We start from the raw sequence: 26,373 nt of genomic DNA, 5'->3' as shown, positions 1-26,373 counted from the left end.
AGCAGAGACCGGAGAGGGGGAGCATGCGGATCGGGAAGCCCGCCCGGCGGCCCGCCCGGCAGCCGGGCGGGCCGCCGGGCAGGCCGTGGGTGTGGGTCTGCCTGGCGTCGGCGGTGGCTGCCGCTGTCGGCGGGTTCCTCTACGTGGACGGTCATCGCGTCGCCGCCGCTCCGCATGCCGGTGATCCGAAGTGCGAGAAGGTGGTCTCCCGTCTCCCGGACGGCGTACCCGGCGCCTCGCGCGACTGGGCGCTGGGGGACGGGGTGGCCACCTGGGGCGGGCAGTCCGCGGTGCTGCGCTGCGGGGTCCAGGAGCTCCCGCCCAACATCAACCTGTGCGTCACGGTCGACGGCGTCGACTGGGTCCTGGACGAGAAGCGGCTGAAGGACGACGGCGTGAGCGTCATGACGACCTACGGCCGCTCGCCCGCCGTCGAGGTCACCTACTCCGGCCCGCGCGAGGAGGTCGGCGGGATCCTGGCCGCGCTGAACCCCTCGGTGGAGTGGATTCCGCAGGAGCGCAAGTGCCTCGGCGTGGGGGACGTGCTCTGAGGGATTGTCCGGGTAACAACCCTCCCGAAACAGGCATAGCCTGAAATAGCCGGAACAATCGGGAGAAGGTGACCGCCATGCGCGTACTGCTCAAGGCGACCCTGGACACGGAGAAGGGGAACGAGGCCATCCGTGCCGGGAAGATGCCCGACCTGATCAACGGCGTCGTCGCACAGCTCAAGCCGGAGGCGGCCTACTTCGGCCCGATCGGCGGCCGGCGGACGGCCCTGCTGGTGTTCGAGATGCAGGACAGCTCCGAACTGCCGCCTGCCGCCGAGGCGTTCTTCACGCAGGCGAACGCCGACGTCGAGGTCTGCCCGATCATGAACGCGGAGGAACTGCAGAAGGGACTCTCCCGGATGAGCACCGGCTGAGTTCCCGCCGGGTTCAGCTGAACACGATCATCGACCCCTGCGCCAGGCTCCTGGTGGCCGCCGCATGCAGCCCCAGCCACACATGCCGTTCGCGGGCGAAGGGGCTGGGGTCGTACGGCGCCGCCACCGCCGGCTCCTCCAGTTCGGTCGGCGCGGTCGGGGGCTGCGGCGGACCCGGGGGGTTGGCCGGGTCGATGCCGATGGCCGGGGCGACCGCCTCCAGTTCGCGCAGCAGGGCGTGCGAGGATCCCAGGGGGCCGCCGCCCGCGAGGAGTTCGTCGTTGGAGAGGGGGGAGGCGAAGTCGACGGGGACGTAGGAACCCGCGTGGTCGTAGTGCCAGACGAGGTGCGACTGCTGTGCGGTCGCCTCGAACATCTCCAGCAACTGCTCGTAGTCGCCGCCCAGTTCGTCCACCGGAGTCACCGGCAGCCCGCACACCTGGAGCAGATGGGCGCGGCGCAGGAAGTGCAGCGCGTCGTAGTCGAAGCCGGCCACCGGCGCGACCTCGCCGGACAGGCCCGGCATGTACTGGTACACCGGCACCGGAGGCAGTCCGGCCTCGGCGAGCACCTTGTCGTATTGCGCGAGTTCCTCGGCGAACGGGTTGTCCGGCGTGTGGCACAAGACGTCGACGAGCGGTACCAGCCACAGGTCACAGGCCAAAAGAGGGCTCCTCACGCAGCACGGTGGTCCACGGTGGTCGGGAAGGCTGAGCAGTCAGGCAGGGTAGTCGGTGCGGTGCGTGCAGGTCCCATACCCAGGTGAGACCCCCTGACCCGCCGTTCACCCGGCGGCGATCCGCTCGATGAGCTCCAGGGAGTGGGCGTTGTACGCGTGGACGATCGCACGGGCGGCCTCGGCGTCCCGTCTGACCAGCGAGTCGACCAGCTCGGTGTGCCCCGCCCAGAGCACGCCCCGCAGATCGCTCAGCCGGCGCAGATGCTGGACGGTGCACACCCAGCTCTGCACCCGCAGCCGGTGCAGGAAGTCGGAGAGGTAGGGGTTGCCGAACAGCGCGCCCAGCTCACGCCAGTACCGCAGGTCGTAGCCGATCAGGACGGTGAGGTCACCGGCCGCGGCGGCCCGCTGCGCCTCCTCCCCGCGGCGGCGCACCCCGGCGAGAGCGGTGGCGATCCGGGGGTGGTCGGCCCGGGTGTCGCCGTCCACGAGGGCCTGGAACATGCCGTCGGTGACCAGGCCCCGGGCCTGGACCATGCCGCGGAAGTCGTGGACCGAGTACTCGTGGACGCGGAAGCCGCGGTGCTGGTCGGCGTCGAGGAGGCCCTGCGCGGACAGATCGACCAGCGCCTCGCGCACGGGCGTCGCGGACACGCCGTACTGCTCTGCGATCTCCTTGACGGTGAACTCCTGCCCCGGCTGCAGCCGCCCGGACAGCACCTCGTCGCGGAGCGCCTCGGCGATCTGCTGGCGCAGGGTGCTGCGCGTGACGGCGCCGTTGCCGCTGGGGCCGGGCATGGTCGGGCGGTCTCCTCGTCGCGTTCGATGGCGTGCGCTGCGGATGTGCGATGTCCGCCGCTCCGGATGGGCGATGTCCTCGTCCACGGACGCGGACATCCACGAGCACGCCACCTTACGCGTTCGAACCCGGCCCCGGACCTGCCCGAGTCCGGGCCGTGACCTGCGGCCCCGCTCCGCTGCCGCGGCTGCGCGCCCGCCCCGTCACTCCGTGTGCGCGGCTGCTCCGTGAACGTGTCCGCGGCTACTCCGTGAACGTGTCCGCCACGGACAGGGCCGCGTCCAGCGCCGCCAGCCCCTCCTTCAGCTCCGCCTCGGTCACGTTGCACGGCGGCACCACGTGGGTGCGGTTCATGTTCACGAACGGCCACACGCCGTGCGCCTTGGCGGCGGCGGCGAACGCGGCCATCGGCGCGTTGGCCTCACCGGTCGCGTTGTACGGCACCAGCGGCTCGCGGGTCTCGCGGTTCCGGACCAGCTCCAGCGCCCAGAACATGCCGACGCCGCGGACCTCGCCGACGCTGGGGTGCCGCTCGGCCAGCTCGCGCAGCGCCGGGCCGACCACGTCCGCGCCCAGCCGGGCGGCGTTCTCCACCACGCCCTCCTCGGCCATCACCCCGATGGTGGCGACGGCGGCGGCGCAGGCCAGCGGGTGCCCCGAGTAGGTCAGGCCGCCCGGGTAGGGCCGCCTGGCGAACGTCTCGGCGATCTCGCCGGAGATCGCGACCCCGCCCAGCGGCACATAGCCGGAGTTCACACCCTTGGCGAAGGTCATCAGGTCGGGCACCACACCGAACAGGTCGGCTGCGAACCACTCGCCGGTCCGGCCGAACCCGGCCATCACCTCGTCCAGGACGAAGACGATGCCGTACTTGTCGCACAGCTCGCGCACCCCGGCCAGATAGCCCGGCGGCGGCACCATGATCCCGGCCGTGCCCGGCACGGTCTCCAGGACGAGCGCGGCGACGGTCTGCGGCCCCTCGAAGGCGATGGTCGTCTCGAGGTGCTCCAGCGCCCGCGCGCACTCCTGCTCCTCGGTCTCGGCGTAGAAGCGGGAGCGGTAGAGGAAGGGTGCCCAGAAGTGCACGACACCGGCCGAGCCGTGGTCGGAGGCCCAGCGGCGCGGGTCACCGGTCATGTTGATCGCCTGCTGGGTGCCGCCGTGGTACGAGCGGTACGCCGACAGCACCTTCGGGCGTCCGGTGTGCAGCCGGGCCATGCGCACGGCGTGTTCCACGGCGTCCGCGCCGCCGTTGGTGAAGAAGATCCTGTCGAGGTCGCCGGGGGTGCGCTCGGCGATCAGCCGGGCCGCCTCCGAGCGGGCCTCGACGGCGAACGCGGGCGCGAAGGTCGTCAGGCGCGCCGCCTGCTCCTGGACGGCGGTGACGACCTTGGGGTGCTGGTAGCCGACATTGGTGTAGACGAGGCCGCTGGTGAGGTCGAGGTAGCGGTTTCCGTCGTAGTCCCAGAAGTACGCCCCCTCGGCGCCGGCGACGGCGAGCGGGTCGATGAGCTCCTGCGCGGACCAGGAGTGGAAGACGTGCGCCCGGTCGGCGGCCTTCACGGCGGCACCGGCCTGAGGGTCGGGCTGGGCGTCGGGCTGGGGGAGCTGAGGGGTCATGCGGGCGAGGGTAGATGTCCGCGATGCGGAAGGGGTATCGGCGTCCTGTCTGTGGACACGGGCATTCCGCGACAGGTTGTCGACGGCCCGGACCCGGCCTCTCGAGCACCTCGAGTCCGGACCCGGGCCTCTCGAGCACCGCCGACTCTTGACAGCATGCTGCCGAAATGACAGTCTATTGTCATAACGCCACTCAGGAGTGGTCGCAGGAAGTTCACCCGGCCCGAGGAGGAGCCATGAACGGCAGCAGCACCGGTCACCACCGCAAGCCCGTCCACCTCGCCGTCTACGACACGCTCGCCGACTGGGAGACCGGCCACGCCACCGCGCACCTCGCCCGCGCGGGCTACGACATCCGGACCGTCGGCCCGTCCACCGCCCCGGTCACCAGCATCGGCGGGCTGCGCGTCCAGCCCGACGCCGCGCTGGCCGATCTGCGCCCGCAGGACAGCTCCCTGCTGATCCTCCCGGGCGCCGACCTGTGGGACACGTCGGACGACCTCGCCCCCTTCGCCCGCGCGGCCCGCGCCTTCCTGGACGCCGGCGTGCCCGTCGCCGCGATCTGCGGCGCCACCGCGGGACTGGCCCGCGAGGGCCTGCTCGACGGCCGCGCCCACACCAGCGCCGTCTCCTTCTATCTGGCGGCCACCGGTTACGCGGGCGGCGACCGCTACCGCGAGGCGGACGCGGTCACCGACGGGGAGCTGATCACCGCCGGTCCCACCGAACCGGTCGCCTTCGCCCGCGAGATCCTGCGGCTGCTCGGGGTGTACGAGGGTGAGGTGCTCGACGCCTGGTACCGGCTGTTCCACGACTCCGACGCGTCGGCGTACGAGGTCCTCCAGCAGGCGGGGGCGGCGTGAGCCGGGACCGTCAGAACCTGCTCAGCCGCGGTGCGCTCGGGGTCTTCCGGCTCAACGGCCAGTTCCTCGCGGTCGCCGAGGAGCTGGCCCGGCCCGCCGGGCTCACCGCCGCCTGGTGGCAGGTGCTCGGCGCGGTGCTGGGCGAGCCGCTGCCCGTCTCCGGGATCGCCCGAGCGATGGGCACCACCCGGCAGAGCGTGCAGCGGATCGCCGATCTGCTGGTGGAGCGCGGACTCGCCGAGTACCGGCCCAACCCGGCACACCGCCGCGCCAAGCTCCTCGCCCCGACCGGTGCCGGCCGCGAGGCCGTGGCCCGGATCGACCCCGGCCACGCGGCCTTCGCCGACCGGCTGGCCGAGGCCTACGGCTCGGAGGCGGAGCTGGCGGAGGCGGTGCGGGCCCTGGAGCGCCTGTCGAAGGCCCTGTCCGATCTGGACGGCGGGGCCTGAGCGGGTCGGGCGAAGTCCGCTGCGGTTCGGCAGCGCCCTGACGGGGGCGCGGGGGACTGCGCGACCAGCCGCGACGGCGCCGCGGACGAGCGACGGCACAGCGCGGCACGTCCAGCGGAGCGCTCAGGCGGGCCGGTCCGACGGCCTGCTGCGGACGGCCTCCGGCCGGAGACCCCGGAGACCCCGGAGACCCTGGATACCCCGGAGGGCGCGTCCGGACGGACCGGTCCGGGACGGACGGCGGGCGGTCGGGCGAGGGGCCTGGTCCGAGGCGGTCGGGCGAGGGGCCCGGTCCGAAGCGGCCCGGGCGAGGGGCCCGGTCCGAAGCGGCCCGGACGCGACGGCCGGGTCGCCGGGGCCTCCCGTCCGGGCCGGGGAGTCCGGACGGGAGGGCCGGGCCTTGCCTGTGCCGTGTGCTCGGTGCACCGTTGTCATATGAGTGCACGGGACGGGCCTACGCTCATCGGCTCCGTGCAGCGGGCCCTGCGGCTGCTCGAAGTGGTGAGCGCGCACGCCAACGGCGCGCCGGCGAAACAGCTGGCACGCGAGGCGGGGCTGGCCCCGGCGACCACCTATCACCTGCTGCGCACGCTCGTGCACGACGGATATCTGCGCAAGCTGGACGGCGGTGTCTTCGTCCTGGGCGACAAGGTGCAGGCGCTGCACACCAGGAGCCGCGGACAGGCCATGCTCAGCCGCATCCGCCCCGTCCTCACCGGGCTGCGGGACGAACTGGGCACCGCCGCCTACCTCACCTTCTACGAGGACGGTGAGATCAGGGTCGCCGAGGTCGTCGACAGCCCGCGGGCGTACCGGGTCGACCTCTGGGTCGGATGCGAGGACTCGGGGCACGCCACCGCACTCGGCAAATCCGTGCTCCGGGAGCTGGACGACGAGGCGCGCCAGGAGTACCTCTCCCGGCACACCCTGGCCGACCTCACGCCGCGGACCATCACGAGGCCCTCGGAACTGCTCCGGCGCCTGGACGCCTCACCCGCGGCCCCGGCCGTCACGGACCTCGAGGAGTACTCCCTCGGCACCGTGTGCGTCGCCGTGCCCGTCTACTGGGGGGACACGGTCGGCTCGCTCGGTGTCCCGCTGCCGGTGGACCGGCGCTCCCGGCTCCGGGAGATCCCGGAGCGGTTGATCCCCGCCGCGAACCGGGTGACCAGAGGTCTGTCGCTCACTATCTGAACCTTTGCTCCTTGTGGCGCCGGAGCCGAACACCTTTCCTGGATGAAACGGACATCTCGGGAATGTGTCCCGGTGCAGGTGAGGAGTGCGGACCGCATGAGCCAGGCCCGAGTGCAGCGTGGCGGCCACCGGCCGGCCCGGTCGCCCAGGAGCAGAGTGGCGAACCCGGGGGCGGTGGTGCCCCGCGGTACCGTCGCGCGGTCGGCCGTCGGCGCCACCGCCCCGCCTCTGCTGCTCGCGTTCGCGGCCCTGTTCGCCGTCCTCGTCGGCGGGTCGGGGATGATCTGGCTGCCCGTGCTGGTGGCCGGACCCGCGCTGGCGGCCGCCGCCAACGGGCCGCGCGGCGTCCTCGGCGTCGGTCTCCTCGCCATGGCGCTGGGCGCGGGGATCGGAGCCAGGAACGGCACGTCGGCGCATGACATGGCCGCCGTTCTTCTGACGCTGCTGGCCGTCACCCTGGGAAGCGGCCTGGCCAGCGGCCTGCGGGGCCGACGGGAGCAGGTGCTCGCGGCCGTCCGCTCGGTCGCCGAGGCGGCCCAGCACGCGCTCGTCCAGCCCGTGCCGCGGACGGTCGGCCCCTTCCAGGCGGCCGTCCGCTACAGTGCCGCGGCGGCGGAGGCCCGTATCGGCGGGGACCTCTACGCGCTCGTGTCCACCCCGCACGGGCCGAGGCTGATCGTCGGCGACGTGCGGGGCAAGGGACTGCCGGCCGTGGGGACGGCGGCTCTCGCCCTCGGCGTCTTCCGTGAGGCCGCCTACGAGGAACCCGATCTCCTTGCGGTCGTCGACAGGATCGAGCGGAGCCTGGCGCGCAACCTCGGCAGCGACGACTTCGTCACCGCCGTGGTCGCGGGATATCCGCGGCCGGGCCAGCTGGAGGTGGTCAACTGCGGCCACGCTCCACCGCTGCTGGTGCCGGAGTCGGGCGGTGTCGTCGTGGTGGAGCCGGCCCGCCCCGCGCCGCCGCTCGGGCTGCGCGCCCTGTCGGGCGAGGTCCCTGCCCTGCAGGTACTGCCCTTCGCCGACGGGGACCAGCTGCTGCTCTACACCGACGGGGTCACCGAGGCCCGCAACCGCGCCCGGGAGTTCTACCCGCTCGCCGAAGGGCTGGCGCGCCATGTGTGCGCCGACCCCGAGCGCACCCTCACCGAGCTCCAGAACGAGCTGCTGGCGCACGTCGGGGGCCGACTGCACGACGACGCGGCGCTGCTGCTGCTGCGCAAGCCGACCCGGCCCGAGCGGACCGCCGCCCTGTGCCGCCCCGGCGCCGGCGGCCGGGCCCCGGTCAGTTCGCGTCCCGACGGCGGGTGAAGCGGGTGACGACGGTGCCGCCGGGGAAGGCCGTGCGCTCGGCGGCGTCGAATGCCGTGGGATCGAAGGCGCCGTCGAAGGCCGGGACGCCGGCTCCGGCGACCACCGGGTAGTTCTTGATCACCAGTTCGTCGATCTCTGGCAGCAGCGCACCCGCGAGCCTGCCGCCGCCGCACAGCCAGATGTCCGGGCCGGTCCCGCCGGTGGCCTCTCCCTCGCCCTTGAGTCCGCGGACGAGGCCGACCGGGTCGTCCGGTACGACGGTGACCTCGGGGTCGGTGCCGGGGTCGAGGGTGCTGGAGACCACGTACTGGCGCAGATGCGCGTACGGGCTGGTGATGCCGGTGTCGAGGGCGGGCCGGTAGGTGCCGAGACCCATGACGACCGTGTCGAAGCGCCGGTTCGGTGCGTCGGTTAGGCCGAGCGCGGCGCGGCGGGCGGTCGGGATCGTCTCGGGGTAGAGGGCGTTCATCCAGGCGGAGTACGCGGCGGCCTGCTGCCCGTCGTCCTGGAGGAAGAAGTCGAACTCCCCGCCGGGCCCGGCGATCCGGCCGTCGAGCGAGACACCGACGTAGTAGACGAGCTTTCGCATTGCTGGAACCTCCATGGGTCGCACCGAACCCCGGTGCGTAGTACTCTGACTGAAGTGGTTAGAACGTAGTACTACATCCGGAGTGGTGTCAATGGTGAGAAGGAACGACCAGCGGCGCGCGGCCCTCGTCGACGCCGCGATCGAGGTACTGGCCCGGGAGGGCGCACGAGGGCTGACCTTCCGCGCCGTGGACACCGAGGCCGCGGTCCCGAACGGCACCGCGTCCAACTACTTCGCCGGCCGCGACGACCTGCTCACCCAGGCCGGCGCCCGGGTCTACGAGCGGCTCCAGCCCGACGAGGCCACCATCGCCCGGCAGCGCGCGGCCGGCCGCGACCAGGAGACGTACGCGGAGCTGATGCGCGAACTCGTCGGCCGGATCGCCGCCTTCCGCACCGGCTACCTCGCCCTGCTGGAGCTCCGCCTCGAGGCCACCCGCCGCCCCGCGCTCCGCCAGGTGCTCACCGAGCGCGTCCGCGCCGACGTCGAGGCCAACGTCGCGTACCACGAGGCCTCCGGCCTGCCCGGCGACGCCATGGCCGTCAAGCTGCTGATCCTGACCCTGAACTGGCTGATCGTCGAACAGCTCACCCTGCCCGACGTCTTCTCGGAGGAGGAACGGGACCAGCTGGTGACGGCCGCGGTGGAACGCATCGTGGCGGCGCGGTAGCGGGACCGCGCGCCCCCGCCGGCGCCCGTCCACATGCCTCCCGTACGTCCTGGACGTCGTTAGACTCTCGGTCTGTTGCTCACGTGGGGGGAAGGCGGCGCAGCGATGGAAAAGCTCGGGGCGGGGGATCCGCGGAGCATCGGGGCCCACCGGCTGCTGGCGCGGCTCGGGGCGGGCGGCATGGGCCAGGTCTATCTGGCCCGCTCGGACCGCGGACGCACCGTCGCCGTCAAGCTGGTGCGCGAGGAGCTGGCCGCGCAGGACGAGTTCCGGGCGCGGTTCCGCCAGGAGGTGCAGGCCGCCCGGCAGGTGGGCGGCGACTGGACCGCCCCGGTCCTGGACGCGGACACCGAGGCCGCGGTGCCGTGGGTCGCCACCGGATACATCCCCGGGCCCAGTCTGCAGCAGGTCGTCGGACACGACCACGGGCCGCTGCCCGAGCGGTCGGTGCGGATCCTCGCGGCCGGGCTCGCGCACGCGCTGAAGGACATCCACGCCACGGGGATCGTGCACCGCGACCTCAAGCCGTCCAACGTGCTCGTCACCATCGACGGGCCGCGCGTCATCGACTTCGGGATCGCGCGCGCCCTGGAGACCGTGACCGACGGCGGGCTCACCCGGACCGGGGCGCTCGTCGGCTCGCCCGGCTTCATGGCGCCCGAGCAGGTGCGCGGCGACCGCATCACACCCGCCTGTGACGTCTTCTGCCTCGGCTCCGTCCTCGCCTACGCCGCCACCGGCGACCTCCCCTTCGGCACCGCCAACAGCGGTGTGCACGCACTGATGTTCCGGATAGCCCAGGAGGAGCCCGACCTGGAGCGGGTGCCCGAGGGCATGGCCGAACTGGTCCGCGCCTGCCTGAAGAAGGACCCGGCCGCCCGCCCCACGCTCGACGACATCCTGGAGCGCACGGGAGTGGAGGACGCCGTCGCAGAGGGCCGGTCCCGCGACCCCTGGCTGCCGGGCGCGCTGGTGGCCCAGCTCGGGCGGCATGCGGTCCGGCTGCTGGAGACGGAGGATCCGCAGGCGCCCGGGACCGCCGCCACCGCCGCCACCGCCGCCACCGCGGCCCCGGCGGCCACCGCCGCTCCCGCCGCCGCACCGGAGCACGCCCGGGCCGGCACGGCGCCCGAAGCCGCCGCGGATGCGGACGCCGGTGCCCGGGGCGAGGGGAGCGCCGGCCGAGGAGGGCACACCGCCGCCGGGCCCGAGGGCGGAGCCCACGGGAGCACGCCCCCCGCCGCAGAGCCGCCCCCCGCCGGCGACCCCGGCGCCCCGCCCCCGCCCGGCCGCCCCGGCGAGGGAGCCCCGCTGAACCACCTCCCCACCCTGATCGCGGGCCAGAACCCCTCGGCGCCCCCGCCCTCGGCGTACGGCCATCCGCAGTCGCCGTCCGCATACGGCCACCCGCAGCAGCACCCGGGCTCCGCCGCGGCGGCGGCCCAGCCGTACGCCCCGTACGGCGCCCTCGGCGGCACCCCGCCCTACGGCCCGCCCGCGGGCCAGGCTCCCGGCCACACCCCGCCCTACGGCCCCCAGTCCTACGGTCCCCAGCCCTACGGATCCCAGCCCTACGGCGCGCCGCCCGGGCCGGACCGCCGGGGCCGCTCCACCGCGCTGCTGGTCGTGGTCGCCCTGGTCGTCGCGCTGGCCGCCGGCGGCTCGGTCTACGCCCTGATGAACGCGGGCAGCGGAGACCAGGCGGGCGGCGACCCCTCGGCCACCCCCACGGCCACCGCCACCACCGACCAGGCGCCCCCGAACAGTCCCGGCTCCGCCACCACCGGCCCCCCGGCCCCGACCACCTCGGCCGGTCAGCCGACCACCCCGGCGGCCACGGACGGCACGATCCCGGCGGAGTATCTGGGCACCTGGGCCACCAGTATCGACAACGCCTCGGGCGTGCACCCCCGGACGTTGACCATCCAGCAGGGCGAGGTCGGCGACACCGTCCTGTCCCTGGTCGCCGACGGCCCGGCGGGCAGCGGCAGCTACCACTGCGTCTTCCACGCGGACCTGTCCTCCGACCCCGGCGCCGACGGACCGCTGCGGATCGGCCCGTCCCGGGTGACGGTCGGACAGCCGCGTTCCTCCTGCACACCCGGCGAGCCGACCACGGTCACGCTGCTCGCCGACGGCAGACTCCAGCGCGTCAACAACAGCAACGGGGAGAGCCTGACGTACACCCGCCGGTGAGCTCCCCGGGACCACCGGGGCCGGTGAGCCCTCCGGGACCACCGGGGCCGGTGAACGTCCGGCGAACTTCCGTGAACGGCAGCACTCGGTCCCCTCGCACAGTCGTACGGTGACCGTTCGACTGTCGGCGGCGGGGGCGCACGGTGGAGTGGTTGAGCGCGGAGAACCTGGTGGCCGTGGCCACCGCGGTCCTCGGCATCGCGGCCTCGGGCGTGATGCTCTGGTACGAACGCCGGGTGCCGCGCCGCAAACGCATCGGGTACCGCGTCCAGATGGACAACCCGATCGGCGACGACGTCCGTTCGGGCCGCGCCAACCGCCGCCTCGGACTGTTCGACGAGACCCCCGGCATGACGGACGCGACCCTCGTCCTCCTCCGCGTCGAGAACGACGGCTCCCAGGGCGTCGACCACGACGACTACACCGGCCCCGAACTCCACGGTCTCACCGCGGTCTTCGCCGACCGCACCATCCGCGCCGTCTCGGTCACCCAGCCGTCCGACACCGACCACCTGATGGACCACTTCACCCCCGGCCGGGGCTTCGGTTACGACGGCAACACCCTGCGCATCCCGCGCGTCCCCCTCAACCGCGGCGACTACTTCAAACTCCTGGTCCTGCTCTCCGGCGGTGACGTCGGCCGGGAGATCCGGCTGATCGGCGGCATCCGGGACGGCGAGGTCCACCCCAACCGCAGCGCCACCCCGGACGACAAGCCGCCGCTGTTCAGCCGGGCGGCGCGGACCATCACCGTGATGCTCACCGCCTCCGTGGTCACCCTGGCGGCGATCGTCGTCACCCGGGACGACACCCCGCCGCCCGTCGGCTGCGAGAGCGGCACCCTCACCCTGATCGGCTCGACGGCCTTCGCGCCGGTCCTGCGGGAGGTGGCCCGCAAGTACGAGCGCGACTGCGCGGACGACGAGACGTCGATCGTCGTGGACACGCACGGCTCGACCTCCGGCATCCGGGAACTGGCCGTGACCGGCGCCCGTACGGAGCAGGGCTCGCCCCCGGTGATCGCCTTCTCCGACGGCACCAAACCGAGCGGCTTCCCGGACCTGCGGGAGAACCGGGTGGCGGTGTCGGTCTTCGCCCTCGTCGTCAACGAGGGAGTACGGCTGCCCGACGACGACCTGACGACGGCCGAGGTACGCCGCCTGTACCGCGGCGAGATCACCAACTGGCGTCAGCTCGGCGGCCCCGACCTGCCGGTGCGGCTGGTCAGCCGGGACGCCAACTCCGGGACGAGACAGGTCTTCCAGCGCCGGGTGCTGGACCGGGGCGAGATCGCCAACTCCTCCCTCGACTGCGTCCACAAGGACGACCGGACCGCGCCCGTCGTCCGCTGCGAGCTCGACTCCACCCAGCAGATCCTCACGACGGTCGCCAAGGTCCCCGGCGCGATCGGCTACAGCGAGCTCAACCTCGCCACCCGGGCGAAGGGCCTGCGCCGTCTCACCCTCGACGGCGACCCCCCGTCCGTCGACGTCCTCGAACAGGGCGGCAGCGCCTACCCGTACCGCGAGATCGAGTACGCCTACACCTACGGCCGTCCCCCGGCCGACTCCCTGGCCTCCAGCTTCCTCACGTACCTCACCCGGGGCAACGGCCAGGACATCACCCGGACCCACGGCCACGTCCCCTGCTGGACCCCAGCAGGCCTGAACCTCTGCGCGGAACACCCCTCACGACCGCCAGCCTCCTGAGGGAGCCTCCCGAGGGCCCCACCCACCCACGGGCCGCAGCACCGGTCGGCGCCGCCCCCGCCCATCCGGGGGCCCAGGTGCCGGTGGGCCGCCCACCAGCCCAACCGCGGGCAATCGTGCCCTGCCTCGCCCAGTGCCTGAACGGCCTGGGAGGTACCTCCAGGGCGGCACGGGCGGGCGCTGGGGTAGCCCCTCTGGGAGGCACCCCGTCAACGCCGGGTTGCGCCCCCACCCCAACGGCCACCGACAACGCCGGTCACCAGCCGACCCCGGTCACCCGGGCCCGGACAGTCGCCGGTCACCCGTCCGGACAGTCACCGGTCACCCGGGCCCGGACAGTCACCGCCGCCTTCCGGAGAGGCGCCCTCACCGAGGCTCCGGCGGCCGCTGCCGAGGCATGTTCGGCCGCGCCCCCGGCGGCACCCCGAACCGCCCCGCCCCCGCCCCCGACCCCGCATCTCCCCGCCCACCCGCACCGGCCCCCGCCCCAGCCCCCACACCAAGACCCCCGACCCCGACCACCCCCGCCTGAACCCCGAACGACGCCGACCCCGTCCGGAACTCCACCATCCAGTCAGCCGTCTCCGCCCGCACCAGCTCCGTCACGTCCTCCGAGAACCGCCGCAGCACCAGCAGACACCGCTCCACCGCCTCCCCGGCGGTACCCTCCGCCGGCCCCAGCACCTCCCGCACACTCTCCGACGCCCAGTCGAACTGCAGCGCCTGCAATCTCCGCTGCACCGCCTGCGCCGTCGCCACGTCCCTCATCCACCCGGACGTCACCCCGAAGTACCGGTCCCCGGCAACACACGCCACACCCAGCAGCAACGCCAGATACCCCCAGGGAGCGACCCCGCTCACCACCCGGGTCATGTCGAGCAGCGGCAGCGCCGCCCCCGCTACCGCCCCCGCCGCCGCCCCGCCCCGCAGCAACCGCGCCACCCGCCGCTTCCACACCCGGTCGGCGAGATACCAGTCCGCCGTCTCCAGCGCACGCTGCTCCACCCACCGGTACAGCTCGTCCAGCCGCTCCGCAGGCCGTTCCCAGTCCCCGAGCGGAAACGTCCGCCCAGTCAGATCACCCGGCTCACTGCCCTGTCCTCCTTGTCCCCCTTGTCCTCCCTGTCCCCCGTGTCCCCCCGGGCCCCCGAACCGCCCCGCCCCATCGCCGCCCCGCCCGTCGTGAGACGGCCCGTCGGGCTGCATCTCCGGCTGACCCACCCGGCACTCCCTACCGATCAATTCGATCACGGTGCGTAACGATTCCGCGACGCCGCGGCATGTGCGCGATATTCAGAGGCTGACGCGCCGGACCTTCCTACCGCCCAATGGGTGGCGAAGGCCCGGGTTTCCCCGCTTTTCCGCCCGGAAGGGGGTGTTGATCAGGTATAGGACGCGCTACCACCTCACTCGAAAGAGTGCTGGGGCGAGGGCCGCACGGAGCACGTAGGCTCGTGCCGAACGGGAAAAATCCCGCAGCGACGACCCTCGCGGCGATAGGAGCTGAACGTGATCCCCGGTGGTGGCCAGCCCAACATGCAGCAGCTGCTCCAGCAGGCCCAGAAGATGCAGCAGGACCTGGCGAAGGCCCAGGAGGAACTGGCGCAGACGGAGGTCGACGGGCAGTCGGGCGGCGGCCTGGTCAAGGCCACCGTCACCGGCTCCGGTGAGCTCCGCGCGCTGCAGATCGACCCGAAGGCGGTGGACCCGGAGGACACCGAGACCCTCGCCGACCTGGTGGTCGCCGCCGTCCAGGCGGCCAACGAGAACGCGCAGGCCCTGCAGCAGCAGAAGCTCGGTCCGCTCGCCCAGGGGCTCGGCGGCGGCAGCGGAATCCCGGGCCTGCCCTTCTGAGAGCGTCGGCCGGGAAGGTCCGCCTTTCTCGGACCGGCCGCAGCCCTCTACCGTACGTAGTGCAGGAACCCCAGGAAGGACGGAAGTCCGGTGTACGAAGGCGTGGTCCAGGACCTCATCGACGAGCTCGGGCGGCTGCCCGGCGTCGGTCCCAAGAGCGCGCAGCGGATCGCCTTCCACATCCTCCAGGCGGAACCCGCCGACGTACGACGCCTCGCCCACGCCCTGACAGAGGTGAAGGCGAAGGTCCGCTTCTGCGCGACCTGCGGCAATGTCGCGCAGGAGGAGCAGTGCGGAATCTGCCGCGACACCCGCCGCGACCCGGCCGTCATCTGCGTCGTGGAGGAGCCGAAGGACGTCGTGGCCATCGAGCGCACCCGTGAGTTCCGCGGGCGGTACCACGTGCTCGGCGGCGCGATCAGCCCCATCGACGGCGTCGGCCCCGACGACCTCCGCATCCGGGAGCTGCTCGCCCGCCTGGCCGACGGCACGGTCAAGGAGCTGATCCTGGCCACGGACCCGAATCTGGAAGGCGAGGCCACGGCCACCTACCTCGCCCGCATGATCAAGCCCATGGGCCTCAAGGTCACCCGCCTGGCCAGCGGCCTCCCGGTGGGTGGCGACCTGGAATACGCGGACGAGGTCACCCTCGGCCGGGCCTTCGAGGGGAGACGACTCCTAGATGTCTGACGCCACGCTGCACGCGACCCATCAGAACCCGGACGACTTCGCGGTCCAGATCGCGGACCAGATCGAGAGCTTCCTGGTCGCCGTCACGGAGGTCGCGAAGGGCGACGAGCCGGACTCGGCGGTCCCCTTCCTCCTCCTGGAGGTCTCCCAGCTCCTGCTGGCCGGCGGCCGTCTCGGAGCCCACGAGGACATCGTCCCGGACGAGCGCTACGAGCCCGACCCGGGCCCCGAGCAGGACGTGGACGAGCTCCGCGAGAACCTCGCCCGCATCCTGGACCCCATCGACGTCTACTCCGAGGTCTTCGACCCCTACGAGCCCCGCAAGGCGCCCGTCCCGGCCCGGATCTCGGACGACCTCACCGACGTCATCACCGACCTCCGCCACGGCATGGCCCACTACCGGGCAGGCCGCACCACGGAGGCTCTGTGGTGGTGGCAGTTCTCCTACTTCTCCAACTGGGGTTCGACCGCGTCCGCGACCCTGCGTGCCCTGCAGTCGGTCGTCGCCCACGTCCGCCTCAACCAGCCGCTGGCCGAGCTGGACGGCCTCGACACCGACCAGGACATCGGCGACGAGACCCTGGAGGCGGAGGCCGGCCAGGTCATGGCCGAGGAGATCGCGGGCCCCCTGGGCCTTCGCCCGGTGCAGTGACCGGCCGGTTCGTGTCCCAAGCGACACCGTGACGTTGCGTGCCCGCGCCCGGCGTCCGGTTACCGTGGCGGGTCCTTGACACCTGGATCCGGAACACGGGGGCAGCAGCCGATGCACCACGGACGTGGCAGAGCCGCGAGCACGACGGCGGCGGTGGTGACCGTCACGGCAGCGGCCGTACTCCTGACGGCCTGCGGCCCCGAGGACACCGCCGCCGACGCGAAGGGCACGGCCTCCGCGACGACGACCTCGTCACCGTCGGCGTCACCGTCGGCGACCGCGTCCGTGACTCCGACGCCCTCCCCGACCGCCTCCACCGCGGAGCCGAAGGCCACCCCGACCACGGCCGGGCCGATCAGCACCACGAAGCCCCCGAAACCCCCGAAACCCGCCGCCAAGCCGTCGACGCAGCCTCCGGCCGCGAGCGCCATCAGCATGATCGCCTCCACCGAGGGCGGCCGGATCACCCTGACCCGAGGCGGCGTGGCCCAGGAGTTCACGGTCTCCGTCCGCAACGGCAACACCCGCGCCTACGCAGGACTGCACGTCGCCCTCCAGACGGAGATGATGGTCGGCGAGGGCTCCTCACCCACCAACGGCCTGGTCCTGGAGCGCCGTGACCCGGCGACCGGCGCCTGGCGTCGCGCCGACCTGCGCGTGGCCAACGACGTGTACCCCCACTACCTCTACCCGGACGGCACCCCGCTCGCCCGCAACGCCTCCCGCGTCGACCGCTACCGCCTGAGCGCCACCAACGCGGGCCCGACCGGCTCGACCTCGCTGCTCATCCGCCTGGTCGACACCTCCGCGCCGCAGGCGGCGTCCGCCGACGAGGCGGCCCCCAGGCACGCCTCCCTCCCGGTCAGCGTCACCCGGGGCTGAGCCGCACCGGGACGACCCCGCGTCCGAGCGCCCGCGCCAGCGCCCCGGGCGCGACGTGCGGCGCGGTCGCGGTCGGCACGCTGTACCAGCGCAGCGGCCAGGTGTTCCCGTGGAGCGCCGGCACCCCGAGGTACGTGACGGCACGCTCGCCCCGGCCGCCGAGCCGCTGCACGCCCAGCGGCCACTCGTAGCGCCGTACCGTGCCGGGCGGCAGCAGGAAGTACACCCACCACCGCCTCCCGCTCGCCTCGCCCACGATCGGCCCGGCGTCGTCGCCGCTCGCGTCGACCAGCCACTCGGTGACCACCTCGCCGCGCACGCCATCGATCCGTACGGCGTCGAAGTGCACGCCGACGACGTGCAGTTGGTGGCCGGCCGTCGGAATCCAGCCGGGCTGGTGAATTGCGTTCGTCATACTCACACGTTGGCGCGCGGGTCGCTACGCTCGGTAGCGACTGAGGTGATACACGCCGGGGTGTATCCATCGGAGGTGCGTGCCGTGTCGGGCCAGACCAACTCCCAGCCCCCCGCCGCCTGGCGCTACGGCGGCAACCAGATGAAACGCTGGCGCACCAAGGCCAACGTCAGCAGGGAGCAGCTCGCCGAGGCCGCGAACTACTCGCCGGACACCATCAAGTCGATGGAGCAGGGCGTACGGATGCCGACGCCGAGAGTCCTGGACGTGGCGGACGAACTGTGCCGGGCGGAGGGGCTGCTGAGCGCGGCGAAGGACTACTTGCAGCGGGAGAAGTTTCCGAAGTGTGCCCTGGACTTCATGGAGCGCGAGCGGGAGGCGATCAGTTACTGGTCCTACGAGGCCGGACTGATTCCCGGGTTGCTGCAGGCGAAGGGGTACATGCAGGCCTTGATCGAGGGCTATGTTCCGCCTCTTGACGAAGGGACGGTCGAAGAGCGGATCGCGGGCAGGGTGGAGCGGCAGGCCATTCTCACGGATCGCAAGCCACCGGTGGCGTTCGCCTTCACTGTCTACGAGGCGGCTCTGCGTTCTCCGCTGGTGGACGACGAACAACTCCGCTGCCTGCTGAAGGCCGCAGAACTGAGAAACGTCGTCCTGCAGGTGCTGCCCTTCGAACGGTCCATCCCCATCGCGGTCATGGGGCCCCTGGTGTTGATGGAGACCAGCGACCATGAGCGGTTTGCTTATACCGAATGCCAGTTCATCAGTGACCTGTCGGCCGAGCCGACCGTGGTTCGGCGCGTGACCGAGCGGCTTAGCATGATTCGTGCCCAGGCCCTCAGCCCTGCTGAGTCGGTCCGGTTCATCGAGCGAATGGCAGATCACCATGGTTGACCGGCTGAAGTGGTTCAAGTCCAGCTACAGCGATCCCGAGGGTGCCAACTGCGTCGAGGTCGCCCTCGCCCCCACCGTCCACATCCGCGACTCCAAGACGACCCCCGGAGGCTCCGAACTCCACGTCTCCGCCCCCGCCTGGGCGGCATTCATCGCCGCAGTTCAGCCCGAGGCTTGAGCCTCGGGCCTCGAGCCCTTCCCCTGGGTTTTCTGGGCTGGTTGAAATACCCAACCAACCAAGCTTGTAGGTGAGTTGAGGCGCGCTACCTCGAACGGGTGACGTTCCGTGATCGGCTTGCGCCGCTGCGTAAAGCGGCCCTAGGTTCGCGGCAAACGACCTGCACATGAGTCGGCCCCGGCGGTGCGCCAACACCAACTCCGGGGCCTGACCTACGGATCGAACGGAGACTTCGACCGTGGCTTGCGCCCACCCTAGTCCTGCCCTCCCCTCCCCGTCCCACCCCATGGCCAAAACGGGGTACGGCAAGCGTTCCGCGGGTGACGAAAATCTGCACGCAGACGCGGACTTCGCACACCTGAGCCCTCGTGACCGCGAGATCGCCGTCTTCATCGACCACCTCGACGACGGCCACGCGATGGGCTACAAGGCGCTCGCCGCCGTACACCCGCGCTACGGCCAACAGGCCGTCCGCACCTCGCTGCGCGGCCTGGACGCCGCCGGTCACGTGCGGCACATCCGGGAGCACATCACCGTCGAGGACAACTCGATGAGGTGGGTGACGCGCACGTACTGGTCGCGAACGCCCAGGTCCGCGGAGTGGTGGAGGGAGTTCGCGCGGGCCCGCAAGGGGCGGATCGTCACCGAGGACCACGCGGCGGGCCTCGCCCGCACCGACGAGCCGCAGTCGCAGCCGCAGCCGCAGTCGCAGTCGCCCGCCGAAGAACCCACCCCGCATCCGGAGCCGTACCCGGAGCCGGAGCCGCACCCGCATCCGGAGTCGCAGCCGTACCCGGAGCCGGAGCCGCACCCGCATCCGGAGTCGCAGCCGGAACCGGAGCAGAGCGCCGCCTACCTGACCCTCGCCGACCTGCGCGAGGCCGATCCCCGGATGCCGCTGTCCGAGTCCGACTGCCGCTCCCTCGAGTCGCTGGCCCGGGAGTGGCTGTCGCGCGGCTCGACCCCGAACGAGATCACCCGGGCCCTGACCGAAGGGCTCCCGTCCGCCGTGAACAACCCCGGCGGACTCGCACGCAACCGACTGGAGACGAAGATGCCCCCGAAGAAGGCGAAGATCCGCCAGAAGCCCGCAAGGCGACGGGCCCGCGTGACCGCCGCGGTGATGTGCTGCATCACCTGCGACGCGGACGAGCGCACGACGAAGCTCGAGGACGGCATGTGCCCGGACTGCCGCGCCGAGTACGAGGCCGACCTGGCGGCGGAGGCGGCCGGCGAACTGGACGCGGGCTACGTGCCGGACACGTTCCTGGCCGACCCGGAGCCCGTGTACGAGTTCGTGGACGTCGCCCGCCGCGCGGCGGAGGTCCGGGCGGCCGGGGGCCTGCGCTCGAAGGCCGAGAGGGCGCTGTGAGCACGCAGGAGGCGCCGGTCGGGGCACCATGGTGTCGAGGAGGCGACGCCGTGACCCCCGGGACCGAGCACCGGCCGCAGATGTCCGTCGAGGACCTCGCGGACTGAGCGGCGCCGATTGTGAAGATGTGATGCAGGGCACTTTTCCGAGTGGGCCGCGTATGTCTGGGCATGAGCCAGCCTGGGCGCGCCGGGGTCTCACCATGCGATATCGCAGGGGCGGATTCCGGACGCTCGATAGACTGAGCCGACCGCAGTACAGCTACGTACGTGCGGAAAGAGACGGAATGAGCGAGGAGCGCACGTGGGCCTTGTCGTGCAGAAGTACGGAGGCTCCTCCGTAGCCGATGCCGAGGGCATCAAGCGCGTCGCCAAGCGAATCGTGGAAGCGAAGAAGAACGGCAACCAGGTGGTCGCCGTGGTCTCCGCGATGGGCGACACGACGGACGAGCTGATCGATCTCGCCGAGCAGGTTTCCCCGATCCCTGCCGGCCGTGAGCTCGACATGCTGCTGACCGCAGGAGAGCGGATCTCCATGGCCCTGCTGGCCATGGCGATCAAGAACCTGGGTCACGAGGCCCAGTCGTTCACCGGCAGCCAGGCGGGTGTCATCACCGACTCGGTCCACAACAAAGCCCGGATCATCGACGTGACGCCGGGCCGTATCCGCACCTCCGTGGACGAGGGCAACATCGCCATCGTGGCCGGCTTCCAGGGCGTCAGCCAGGACAGCAAGGACATCACCACGCTGGGCCGGGGCGGCTCCGACACCACCGCCGTGGCGCTCGCCGCCGCCCTCGACGCGGACGTCTGCGAGATCTACACCGATGTCGACGGCGTCTTCACCGCCGACCCGCGCGTGGTGAAGAAGGCCAAGAAGATCGACTGGATCTCGTTCGAGGACATGCTCGAACTGGCCGCCTCCGGGTCCAAGGTGCTGCTCCACCGCTGCGTGGAGTACGCCCGCCGGTACAACATCCCGATCCACGTCCGGTCCAGCTTCAGCGGACTGCAGGGCACGTGGGTCAGCAGCGAGCCGATCAACCAAGGGGACAAGCAGGTGGAGCAGGCCATCATCTCCGGAGTCGCGCACGACACCTCCGAGGCCAAGGTCACGGTCGTCGGGGTGCCGGACAAGCCGGGCGAGGCGGCCGCCATCTTCCGGTCGATCGCGAACGCCGAGATCAACATCGACATGGTGGTGCAGAACGTCTCCGCGGCCTCCACGGGTCTGACGGACATCTCGTTCACGCTGCCCAAGACCGAGGGCCGCAAGGCCATCGACGCGCTGGAGAAGAACAAGGCCTCCATCGGCTTCGACTCGCTCCGCTACGACGACCAGATCGGCAAGATCTCGCTGGTCGGCGCCGGGATGAAGACCAACCCGGGCGTCACCGCCGACTTCTTCACCGCGCTGTCCGACGCCGGGGTGAACATCGAGCTGATCTCGACCTCCGAGATCCGCATCTCGGTGGTCACCCGCAAGGACGACGTCAACGAGGCCGTGCGCGCCGTGCACACCGCCTTCGGTCTGGACTCCGACAGCGACGAGGCCGTGGTCTACGGAGGCACCGGCCGCTGATGGCCGAAACCGTACGGCCCCCGGCGGGACCGGGAAGGACGGGGCGTCCGACGCTCGCGGTCGTCGGAGCGACCGGGGCCGTCGGCACCGTCATGCTCCAGATCCTGTCCCAGCACGCGGACATCTGGGGTGACATCCGCCTGATCGCCTCGCCGCGCTCGGCCGGCCGCAAGCTGGCCGTGCGCGGCGAGGAGGTCGAGGTGGTGGCGCTGAGCGAGGAGGCCTTCGACGGCGTCGACATCGCCATGTTCGACGTACCGGACGAGGTGTCCGCCCAGTGGGCACCGGTCGCCGCCGCCAAGGGTGTGGTGGTGGTCGACAACTCGGGCGCCTTCCGGATGGACCCGGACGTGCCGCTGGTGGTGCCCGAGGTCAATCCGCACGCGGTGCGGATGCGGCCGCGCGGGATCATCGCCAACCCGAACTGCACGACGCTGTCCATGATCGTCGCGCTGGGTGCGCTGCACGCCGAGTTCGGGCTGCGCGAGCTGGTCGTCTCCTCGTACCAGGCGGTGAGCGGTGCGGGCCTGGCCGGAGTGGACACGCTGCGCAGACAGCTGTCCCTGGTGGCCGGTACGGAGCTGGGGACGCACCCCGGTGACGTGCGGCGGGCCGTCGGCGACGACACCGGGCCGTTCCCGGAGCCGGTCGCGCTGAACGTCGTACCGTGGGCCGGGTCGCTGCGCGAGGACGGCTGGTCCTCGGAGGAGATGAAGGTGCGGGACGAGTCCCGCAAGATCCTCGGGCTGCCGCAGCTGCCGGTGGCGGTGACGTGCGTACGGGTGCCGGTGGTCACCACGCACTCCCTGACCGTGCACGCCCGCTTCGAGGGCGTGGTCACCGTCGACAAGGCCCGGGAGATCCTGGCCACCGCGCCGGGCGTCGTACTGTTCGACGATCCGGCGGCCGGGGAGTTCCCGACGCCCGCGGACGCGGTCGGCACCGATCCCACGTGGGTCGGGCGGGTGCGCCGGGCGCTGGACGACCCGACGGCGCTCGAACTCTTCGTGTGCGGGGACAACCTCCGCAAGGGCGCCGCGCTCAACACGGCGCAGATCGCGGAGCTGGTGGCGGCCGAGTACGACGGCTGACCCGTCCTCGGAAAACCGCTCTGCCACAGTGGTTGAGGTTCGTAGTATCAGTGTGGTTCCTGTGATCCAAAAGATGGTCCGGACCACTTGAACAGGCTCCCCTCGGCATCGGACGATTTCCTCCCCGCTCCCGCAACCGCGCGGATGACGGGGAGCGTCTTTGCCGTCACCCAGTCCGGGGCGTGGGGACGCCGAGGGCAGGACGTGGGGACGTCCGGCCAACTGGAATTCAGGGGAAGAGCGGGACGCATGAGGGCATTTGGGGCACCGTCAGTTGTGCTGCCTGACGCGAGAGCGAACGTGCCGCCCGGCACGTACAACCCTCGTGGGGGCACGCGTGTCCAACTGGCGTGGCAGAGGTACTCGAATTCTCCCCCAGGCTCTTCGAACAGGGGGTACCCCCAGCGGCGGGGCGCCGCTCGGCCGCCCTTCGGCCGCCCCGTCGGGCCGTCCGACTCCGGCCGGCCGGCGCGGCCGGTGGCATGCCGGTGATCGCGAACATGCCCGCAGCGCAGCCCGCCCGCCTGCCCGGCCAGCGTGAAGGCGCCGAGGAGGCCGCCGCGGCGGGCACCACCGTCGACCACCTCACCGAGACCTACCGCACCCACTACCGGTCGCTGCTCGGTCTCGCCGCCCTCCTGCTCGACGACACCGCCTCCTGCGAGGACGTCGTCCAGGAGGCCTTCATCCGCGTCCACTCGGCGCGCAAACGCGTCCGCGACCCGGAGAAGACCCTGGCGTATCTGCGGCAGACCGTCGTCAACCTCTCCCGTTCGGCACTGCGCCGCCGCATCCTCGGTCTGAAACTGCTGTCGAAGCCCATGCCCGACATGGCCAGCGCCGAGGAGGGCGCCTACGACCAGCTGGAGCGCGACTCCCTGATCAAGGCGATGAAGGGGCTCCAGCGCCGCCAGCGCGAAGTGCTCGTGCTGCGCTACTTCGCCGACATGACCGAGGCCCAGGTCGCCGAGACGCTCGGCATATCGCTGGGCTCGGTGAAGGCGTACGGTTCCCGCGGCATCGCCGCGCTCAGGGTGGCCATGGAGGCACCGGCATGAGCGACGGCCACGGCGGGAGGCGGCACGACGCCGCCGACGACCGTCACGAGGACCGCCCCGAGGACCACCTCGAGGACCACCTCGAGGACCACCCTGTGAACCACTCGCACGCTGGGAACGGAACAGTGAACCACGGCCCCGACCCCAAGGGCCCGGACGCGCAGGGCCCGGACGCGCAGGGCTCCGCCGCGCAGCGGCCCGCCGGGCTCGACGGACCCGGGAGGCTCGACGGACCCGCCGGGCTGGACGGGTCCGACGGGCTCGACGAGCTCGGTGGGCTCGACCCCGACGAGCTGGCCCTGCGCCGGATCCTGCACGACGCGGTGCGGGATGTGCAGCCGCAGGACGGCACCCTGGAGTACCTGCGCCGCGCGGTGCCCGCCCGGCGGGCCCGCAAGCGCCAGGCCGCCGTCGGCCTGGCCGCCGCCGTGCTGTTCGTCGGCACCGCGGTCCCGGCGCTGGTGCACGTCTCCAACTCCGGCGGCTCCGGTGCCAACCCGAGCGTGGCCGGGCACGCCTCCCAGGCGCAGGGCGGAGTCAGCTCCGGCAAGGACCCGGCCGGCGGCAAGAGCGACAGCGTCGGCTCCACCGGCAGGGCCGAGGACAAGGGCCGGGCCGACGCGAAGGAGAAGGAGAAGGACGAGAAGACCGGCGGCCCGGACTCCGGGGCGACCGCCGGCGCCGACCCCTCCGCCAGCTCCGCGGACGGAGCCCCGGCCTGCGCGGCCGGCCAGCTCGGCCCCGCCGTCGCCTCCAGCGCCGCGCCCGACTCCACCGGCGTGGTCTACGGCTCCTTCCTCGTCACGAACGTTTCCTCGGCAGGGTGTACGGTCGCCGGTCCCGGCGCGGTGACCGCGTCGCCGAAGGGCGCGGCCGACGCCAACAAGATCGGCACCGCCCGGCACGTGGCCGGGGACGCGGCGGCCGGACTGCCCGACCCGTCGCTCGAGCTGCCGCAGCTGCTGCTGGAGCCCGGTGCCGCGTACGAGGTGCAGTTCGCCTGGGTGCCGACGGAGACCTGCCCCACCGCCGGGGGCGGCGGTACCGGCGGGACGACCGGCGGCAGCACCGGCGGGCCCTCGCCCGACCCGTCGCCGACACAGGAGCCGACCACCACCGAGGGCGCCACGGCGGGCGAGGGTGACGACGGCGGTACCGCCCCTCAGCTGGTCACCGAGGACGGTCTGGTCGACGGCAGCGTCGCCGTGACCTACACCCCGGAGGGCGGCACGGGTTCGGCGACGGCCACGGTCTCCGACGCCTGCGCGGGCACCGTGCACTGGACGGGCGTACTGGCGGCGCAGTAGCGGCACCCCGGCCCGGCGGCCACCGGCGCGGGGACCGGTCCCACCGCTACACCCCCGACGGGCTGCGCCGCTCGCCGTGCTCCAGATGTCCGTCCTGTTCCGCGTCGGGCAGCAGCAGCCCCAGCTCGGCGTCGCGGGCCAGCTCCACCTCGCGGCGCAGCAGCCGGAACCACATGAAGATCACGAACCCGACGAAGGCGAACCACTCGGCGGTGTAGCCGAGGTTCTGGAACGCCTTGAGGTCCAGCCCGGTGTTCTCGGGCGCGCTCACGGGTGCGGCCTGCATCCCGGATTCGCCCTCGTTGAGGGTGATCCAGGCGTCGTACAGGTCGTACGGCACCAGGTTCACCAGCGCGGCCGTGCTGATCGCCGAGGTCTGGCCGGCGGGCAGCCCGCTGCGGGAGCCGGCCCCGCCCGAGCCGGGGCTCTCCGAGGCGTGCAGCGCCCCGGTGACCGTGACCTCACCGCCCGGCGCGGCCGGGACCTTCGCCGGGTCGGGCTCTCCGGGCAGCCAACCCCGCACGACGGGCAGCGCCTGGCCGGAGTCGGTGCGCAGCAGCGTCAGCACGTAGTACCCGCGCCGGCCGTCCAGCTCGCGGTCCGGGACCAGCAGCTGCTCCGCGTACCGCCCGGTGACCGTGGCCTGCTTGCCGACGGTCGACTTGTCCACCGGCAGCAGCTCCCCCAGCGGCCGGGCGGCCTCGTGCCGGGCGTCCTCGGCCTGCGTCTCGGCGCTGCGGTGATCCTCCACCCGGTCCTCGAACCGGCCCAGCTGCCACGACCCCATGAAAATACAGAAGGGGATCGACAGCACGAGAAAGACGTTGATCCCCCACCAGCGGGGTGTCAGCAGAAACCGGTACACGCCCCCCACGGTACGGGCCACGACCGGGAGCCCCCGCCGCGGGGTACGCGGGGCGACACCCGCCCACCGCCAAATCCGCCATACCAGTCAGTCTGCATCCCCCCACTGACATTCCGGCGGACCTGTCGCCCTCGACGTACTTCGCCCGCAGGAAGCGTCCCGAAGTCCGCCCGTCGGCTCCGCGACGAGCAGCTCATGCCGCTGATCGAGGAGATCCACGCCCGAGTCCGGGGCCACCTATGGGGCCCGGCGGATCACCTGCGCCTGCGGCGCAGGGGCGTCGGGGTGGCCCGGTGCACCATCGAGCGGCTGATGCGCGAGCTGGGCATCGAGGGCGTCATCCGCGGCCGGCGGCGTCGCACCACGTGCCCGAGCCGTCGGCGCCCCGCCCGCCCGGAAACCTGGTCGACCGCGATTTCACCGCCTCGCGGCCGGACCAGTTGCGAGTGGCGGACACGACGTATGTCCGCACCTGGTCGGGCTGGGCGTACGTGGCGTTCGTCCTGGACGTGTACGTGAGAAGC

At 72.4% G+C, this 26,373-nt stretch carries 29 protein-coding genes; 21 read left to right on the top strand and 8 right to left on the bottom strand.

The genetic code is table 11. From position 1 onward, the window contains the following. Positions 1-23: 23 nt before the first annotated feature. Both V5O46_RS12940 and V5O46_RS12935 read left to right on the top strand, forming a co-directional pair. Positions 24-551, top strand: coding sequence for a DUF3515 family protein (locus V5O46_RS12940; RefSeq protein ID WP_332884705.1), 528 nt, complete (start codon positions 24-26; stop codon positions 549-551). A 77-nt stretch (positions 552-628) separates the two neighbouring features. Beyond that, positions 629-925: a hypothetical protein gene (locus V5O46_RS12935; RefSeq protein WP_332884704.1), complete on the top strand. Its 297-nt coding sequence runs from the start codon at positions 629-631 to the stop codon at positions 923-925. Between the two features lie 13 nt (positions 926-938). Here the strand turns inward: V5O46_RS12935 and V5O46_RS12930 are convergent, their stop codons facing one another. The 3 genes from V5O46_RS12930 to V5O46_RS12920 all read right to left on the bottom strand — a co-directional run bounded on the left by V5O46_RS12930 (position 939) and on the right by V5O46_RS12920 (position 4,023). Next, entirely contained in the window at positions 939-1,589 is a 651-nt protein-coding gene (locus V5O46_RS12930; RefSeq protein WP_332884703.1) for a hypothetical protein, read from the bottom strand. A 120-nt stretch (positions 1,590-1,709) separates the two neighbouring features. Then, positions 1,710-2,402 (bottom strand): GntR family transcriptional regulator, encoded by a 693-nt coding sequence (locus V5O46_RS12925; protein ID WP_332884702.1) that lies wholly within the window; start codon positions 2,400-2,402, stop codon positions 1,710-1,712. Between the two features lie 244 nt (positions 2,403-2,646). Then, positions 2,647-4,023, bottom strand: coding sequence for an aspartate aminotransferase family protein (locus V5O46_RS12920; RefSeq protein ID WP_332884701.1), 1,377 nt, complete (start codon positions 4,021-4,023; stop codon positions 2,647-2,649). Between the two features lie 236 nt (positions 4,024-4,259). Here V5O46_RS12920 and V5O46_RS12915 point away from each other — a divergent pair, with 236 nt between their 5' ends. The 4 genes from V5O46_RS12915 to V5O46_RS12900 all read left to right on the top strand — a co-directional run bounded on the left by V5O46_RS12915 (position 4,260) and on the right by V5O46_RS12900 (position 7,840). Beyond that, a complete protein-coding gene (locus V5O46_RS12915) occupies positions 4,260-4,886 on the top strand; it encodes a DJ-1/PfpI family protein (protein ID WP_332884700.1) in 627 nt (208 codons plus the stop codon). After that, a complete protein-coding gene (locus V5O46_RS12910) occupies positions 4,883-5,335 on the top strand; it encodes a MarR family winged helix-turn-helix transcriptional regulator (RefSeq protein ID WP_332884699.1) in 453 nt (150 codons plus the stop codon). Before V5O46_RS12915 ends, V5O46_RS12910 begins: the two co-directional genes overlap by 4 nt. A 435-nt stretch (positions 5,336-5,770) precedes the next feature. Continuing rightward, a complete protein-coding gene (locus tag V5O46_RS12905) occupies positions 5,771-6,529 on the top strand; it encodes an IclR family transcriptional regulator (RefSeq protein ID WP_332884698.1) in 759 nt (252 codons plus the stop codon). Positions 6,530-6,625: 96 nt separating this feature from the next. Next, entirely contained in the window at positions 6,626-7,840 is a 1,215-nt protein-coding gene (locus tag V5O46_RS12900) for a PP2C family protein-serine/threonine phosphatase (protein WP_408648975.1), read from the top strand. On the opposite strand, the gene V5O46_RS12895 is transcribed toward V5O46_RS12900, so the two are convergent. Then, a complete protein-coding gene (locus tag V5O46_RS12895; RefSeq protein ID WP_332884697.1) occupies positions 7,815-8,432 on the bottom strand; it encodes a dihydrofolate reductase family protein in 618 nt (205 codons plus the stop codon). The genes V5O46_RS12900 and V5O46_RS12895 overlap by 26 nt on opposite strands. 91 nt (positions 8,433-8,523) lie before the next feature. On the opposite strand from V5O46_RS12895, the gene V5O46_RS12890 reads away from it, so the two are divergent. The 3 genes from V5O46_RS12890 to V5O46_RS12880 all read left to right on the top strand — a co-directional run bounded on the left by V5O46_RS12890 (position 8,524) and on the right by V5O46_RS12880 (position 13,007). Then, on the top strand, positions 8,524-9,102 hold the full coding sequence (locus V5O46_RS12890) for a TetR/AcrR family transcriptional regulator (protein WP_332884696.1): 579 nt from the start codon (positions 8,524-8,526) through the stop codon (positions 9,100-9,102). Between the two features lie 105 nt (positions 9,103-9,207). Continuing rightward, the gene (locus V5O46_RS12885; protein WP_332884695.1) at positions 9,208-11,298 is read left to right on the top strand and encodes a serine/threonine-protein kinase; all 2,091 of its coding nucleotides are present in this window, start codon (positions 9,208-9,210) and stop codon (positions 11,296-11,298) included. A 143-nt stretch (positions 11,299-11,441) separates the two neighbouring features. Then, complete coding sequence (locus V5O46_RS12880; protein ID WP_332884694.1) at positions 11,442-13,007, top strand: substrate-binding domain-containing protein; 1,566 nt, start codon at positions 11,442-11,444, stop codon at positions 13,005-13,007. 366 nt (positions 13,008-13,373) lie between these two features. On the opposite strand, the gene V5O46_RS12875 is transcribed toward V5O46_RS12880, so the two are convergent. Continuing rightward, positions 13,374-14,228, bottom strand: coding sequence for an SLATT domain-containing protein (locus V5O46_RS12875; protein WP_332884693.1), 855 nt, complete (start codon positions 14,226-14,228; stop codon positions 13,374-13,376). Positions 14,229-14,516: 288 nt separating this feature from the next. Between V5O46_RS12875 and V5O46_RS12870 the strand changes: the two genes are divergently transcribed. The 3 genes from V5O46_RS12870 to V5O46_RS12860 all read left to right on the top strand — a co-directional run bounded on the left by V5O46_RS12870 (position 14,517) and on the right by V5O46_RS12860 (position 16,203). Further along, positions 14,517-14,861 (top strand): YbaB/EbfC family nucleoid-associated protein, encoded by a 345-nt coding sequence (locus tag V5O46_RS12870; RefSeq protein ID WP_332884692.1) that lies wholly within the window; start codon positions 14,517-14,519, stop codon positions 14,859-14,861. Positions 14,862-14,951: 90 nt separating this feature from the next. After that, positions 14,952-15,551 carry a recombination mediator RecR gene (gene recR / locus V5O46_RS12865; RefSeq protein WP_332884691.1) on the top strand — a complete coding sequence of 200 codons (600 nt, stop codon included), beginning with the start codon at positions 14,952-14,954 and terminating at the stop codon, positions 15,549-15,551. Next, complete coding sequence (locus V5O46_RS12860) at positions 15,544-16,203, top strand: DUF5063 domain-containing protein (protein ID WP_332884690.1); 660 nt, start codon at positions 15,544-15,546, stop codon at positions 16,201-16,203. Before recR ends, V5O46_RS12860 begins: the two co-directional genes overlap by 8 nt. A 59-nt stretch (positions 16,204-16,262) precedes the next feature. Here the strand turns inward: V5O46_RS12860 and V5O46_RS12855 are convergent, their stop codons facing one another. After that, positions 16,263-16,640 (bottom strand): hypothetical protein, encoded by a 378-nt coding sequence (locus tag V5O46_RS12855; protein WP_332884689.1) that lies wholly within the window; start codon positions 16,638-16,640, stop codon positions 16,263-16,265. Between V5O46_RS12855 and V5O46_RS12850 the strand changes: the two genes are divergently transcribed. Then, entirely contained in the window at positions 16,639-17,085 is a 447-nt protein-coding gene (locus V5O46_RS12850; RefSeq protein ID WP_332884688.1) for a hypothetical protein, read from the top strand. The genes V5O46_RS12855 and V5O46_RS12850 overlap by 2 nt on opposite strands. Here V5O46_RS12850 and V5O46_RS12845 read toward each other — a convergent pair. Next, positions 17,072-17,500, bottom strand: a complete 429-nt coding sequence (locus V5O46_RS12845) for a hypothetical protein (protein ID WP_332884687.1) — start codon at positions 17,498-17,500, stop codon at positions 17,072-17,074. The genes V5O46_RS12850 and V5O46_RS12845 overlap by 14 nt on opposite strands. 141 nt (positions 17,501-17,641) lie before the next feature. Between V5O46_RS12845 and V5O46_RS12840 the strand changes: the two genes are divergently transcribed. From V5O46_RS12840 to V5O46_RS12810, 7 genes are all read left to right on the top strand, one after another. Next, positions 17,642-18,397, top strand: a complete 756-nt coding sequence (locus V5O46_RS12840) for a helix-turn-helix domain-containing protein (protein WP_332884768.1) — start codon at positions 17,642-17,644, stop codon at positions 18,395-18,397. After that, a complete protein-coding gene (locus V5O46_RS12835; RefSeq protein ID WP_332884686.1) occupies positions 18,390-18,575 on the top strand; it encodes a DUF397 domain-containing protein in 186 nt (61 codons plus the stop codon). The genes V5O46_RS12840 and V5O46_RS12835 overlap by 8 nt, the downstream gene beginning before the upstream one ends. A gap of 286 nt (positions 18,576-18,861) precedes the next feature. Further along, positions 18,862-19,947, top strand: coding sequence for a hypothetical protein (locus tag V5O46_RS12830; protein ID WP_332884685.1), 1,086 nt, complete (start codon positions 18,862-18,864; stop codon positions 19,945-19,947). A 303-nt stretch (positions 19,948-20,250) separates the two neighbouring features. Then, the gene (locus V5O46_RS12825; RefSeq protein WP_332884684.1) at positions 20,251-21,528 is read left to right on the top strand and encodes an aspartate kinase; all 1,278 of its coding nucleotides are present in this window, start codon (positions 20,251-20,253) and stop codon (positions 21,526-21,528) included. After that, positions 21,528-22,619, top strand: coding sequence for an aspartate-semialdehyde dehydrogenase (locus tag V5O46_RS12820; protein WP_332884683.1), 1,092 nt, complete (start codon positions 21,528-21,530; stop codon positions 22,617-22,619). Before V5O46_RS12825 ends, V5O46_RS12820 begins: the two co-directional genes overlap by 1 nt. Before the next feature lie 350 nt (positions 22,620-22,969). After that, positions 22,970-23,677 carry a SigE family RNA polymerase sigma factor gene (locus V5O46_RS12815; RefSeq protein WP_408648974.1) on the top strand — a complete coding sequence of 236 codons (708 nt, stop codon included), beginning with the start codon at positions 22,970-22,972 and terminating at the stop codon, positions 23,675-23,677. Continuing rightward, a complete protein-coding gene (locus V5O46_RS12810) occupies positions 23,674-24,984 on the top strand; it encodes a hypothetical protein (protein WP_332884681.1) in 1,311 nt (436 codons plus the stop codon). Before V5O46_RS12815 ends, V5O46_RS12810 begins: the two co-directional genes overlap by 4 nt. A 46-nt stretch (positions 24,985-25,030) precedes the next feature. Here V5O46_RS12810 and V5O46_RS12805 read toward each other — a convergent pair whose 3' ends face one another. Beyond that, positions 25,031-25,849 carry an SURF1 family protein gene (locus V5O46_RS12805; protein WP_332884680.1) on the bottom strand — a complete coding sequence of 273 codons (819 nt, stop codon included), beginning with the start codon at positions 25,847-25,849 and terminating at the stop codon, positions 25,031-25,033. On the opposite strand from V5O46_RS12805, the gene V5O46_RS31905 reads away from it, so the two are divergent. Then, the gene (locus tag V5O46_RS31905) at positions 25,757-26,368 is read left to right on the top strand and encodes an IS3 family transposase (RefSeq protein WP_408648984.1); all 612 of its coding nucleotides are present in this window, start codon (positions 25,757-25,759) and stop codon (positions 26,366-26,368) included. The genes V5O46_RS12805 and V5O46_RS31905 overlap by 93 nt on opposite strands. The last annotated feature ends 5 nt before the right edge of the window (positions 26,369-26,373 follow it).

Source organism: Streptomyces poriticola (genome assembly GCF_036689765.1).
GTDB classification, from domain to species: domain Bacteria; phylum Actinomycetota; class Actinomycetes; order Streptomycetales; family Streptomycetaceae; genus Streptomyces; species Streptomyces poriticola.
Note: the sequence above shows the minus strand (reverse complement) of the source record. Positions and strands in the feature narration are given on the sequence as shown.

Excerpts from the sequence above, each read along its gene's own strand:
- V5O46_RS12900 (WP_408648975.1), top strand. The coding sequence starts at position 6,626 with ATGAGCCAGGCCCGAGTGCAGCGTGGCGGCCACCGGCCGGCCCGGTCG.
- V5O46_RS12895 (WP_332884697.1), bottom strand. The coding sequence starts at position 8,432 with ATGCGAAAGCTCGTCTACTACGTCGGTGTCTCGCTCGACGGCCGGATC.
- V5O46_RS12830 (WP_332884685.1), top strand. The coding sequence starts at position 18,862 with ATGGCCAAAACGGGGTACGGCAAGCGTTCCGCGGGTGACGAAAATCTG.
- V5O46_RS12940 (WP_332884705.1), top strand. The coding sequence starts at position 24 with ATGCGGATCGGGAAGCCCGCCCGGCGGCCCGCCCGGCAGCCGGGCGGG.
- V5O46_RS12935 (WP_332884704.1), top strand. The coding sequence starts at position 629 with ATGCGCGTACTGCTCAAGGCGACCCTGGACACGGAGAAGGGGAACGAG.
- V5O46_RS12925 (WP_332884702.1), bottom strand. The coding sequence starts at position 2,402 with ATGCCCGGCCCCAGCGGCAACGGCGCCGTCACGCGCAGCACCCTGCGC.
- V5O46_RS12885 (WP_332884695.1), top strand. The coding sequence starts at position 9,208 with ATGGAAAAGCTCGGGGCGGGGGATCCGCGGAGCATCGGGGCCCACCGG.
- V5O46_RS12905 (WP_332884698.1), top strand. The coding sequence starts at position 5,771 with ATGAGTGCACGGGACGGGCCTACGCTCATCGGCTCCGTGCAGCGGGCC.
- V5O46_RS12850 (WP_332884688.1), top strand. The coding sequence starts at position 16,639 with ATGATCGCCTCCACCGAGGGCGGCCGGATCACCCTGACCCGAGGCGGC.
- V5O46_RS12835 (WP_332884686.1), top strand. The coding sequence starts at position 18,390 with ATGGTTGACCGGCTGAAGTGGTTCAAGTCCAGCTACAGCGATCCCGAG.
- V5O46_RS12840 (WP_332884768.1), top strand. The coding sequence starts at position 17,642 with ATGAAACGCTGGCGCACCAAGGCCAACGTCAGCAGGGAGCAGCTCGCC.
- V5O46_RS12845 (WP_332884687.1), bottom strand. The coding sequence starts at position 17,500 with ATGACGAACGCAATTCACCAGCCCGGCTGGATTCCGACGGCCGGCCAC.
- V5O46_RS12920 (WP_332884701.1), bottom strand. The coding sequence starts at position 4,023 with ATGACCCCTCAGCTCCCCCAGCCCGACGCCCAGCCCGACCCTCAGGCC.
- V5O46_RS12810 (WP_332884681.1), top strand. The coding sequence starts at position 23,674 with ATGAGCGACGGCCACGGCGGGAGGCGGCACGACGCCGCCGACGACCGT.
- V5O46_RS12820 (WP_332884683.1), top strand. The coding sequence starts at position 21,528 with ATGGCCGAAACCGTACGGCCCCCGGCGGGACCGGGAAGGACGGGGCGT.
- V5O46_RS12855 (WP_332884689.1), bottom strand. The coding sequence starts at position 16,640 with ATGCTGATGGCGCTCGCGGCCGGAGGCTGCGTCGACGGCTTGGCGGCG.
- V5O46_RS12890 (WP_332884696.1), top strand. The coding sequence starts at position 8,524 with ATGGTGAGAAGGAACGACCAGCGGCGCGCGGCCCTCGTCGACGCCGCG.
- V5O46_RS12915 (WP_332884700.1), top strand. The coding sequence starts at position 4,260 with ATGAACGGCAGCAGCACCGGTCACCACCGCAAGCCCGTCCACCTCGCC.
- V5O46_RS12860 (WP_332884690.1), top strand. The coding sequence starts at position 15,544 with ATGTCTGACGCCACGCTGCACGCGACCCATCAGAACCCGGACGACTTC.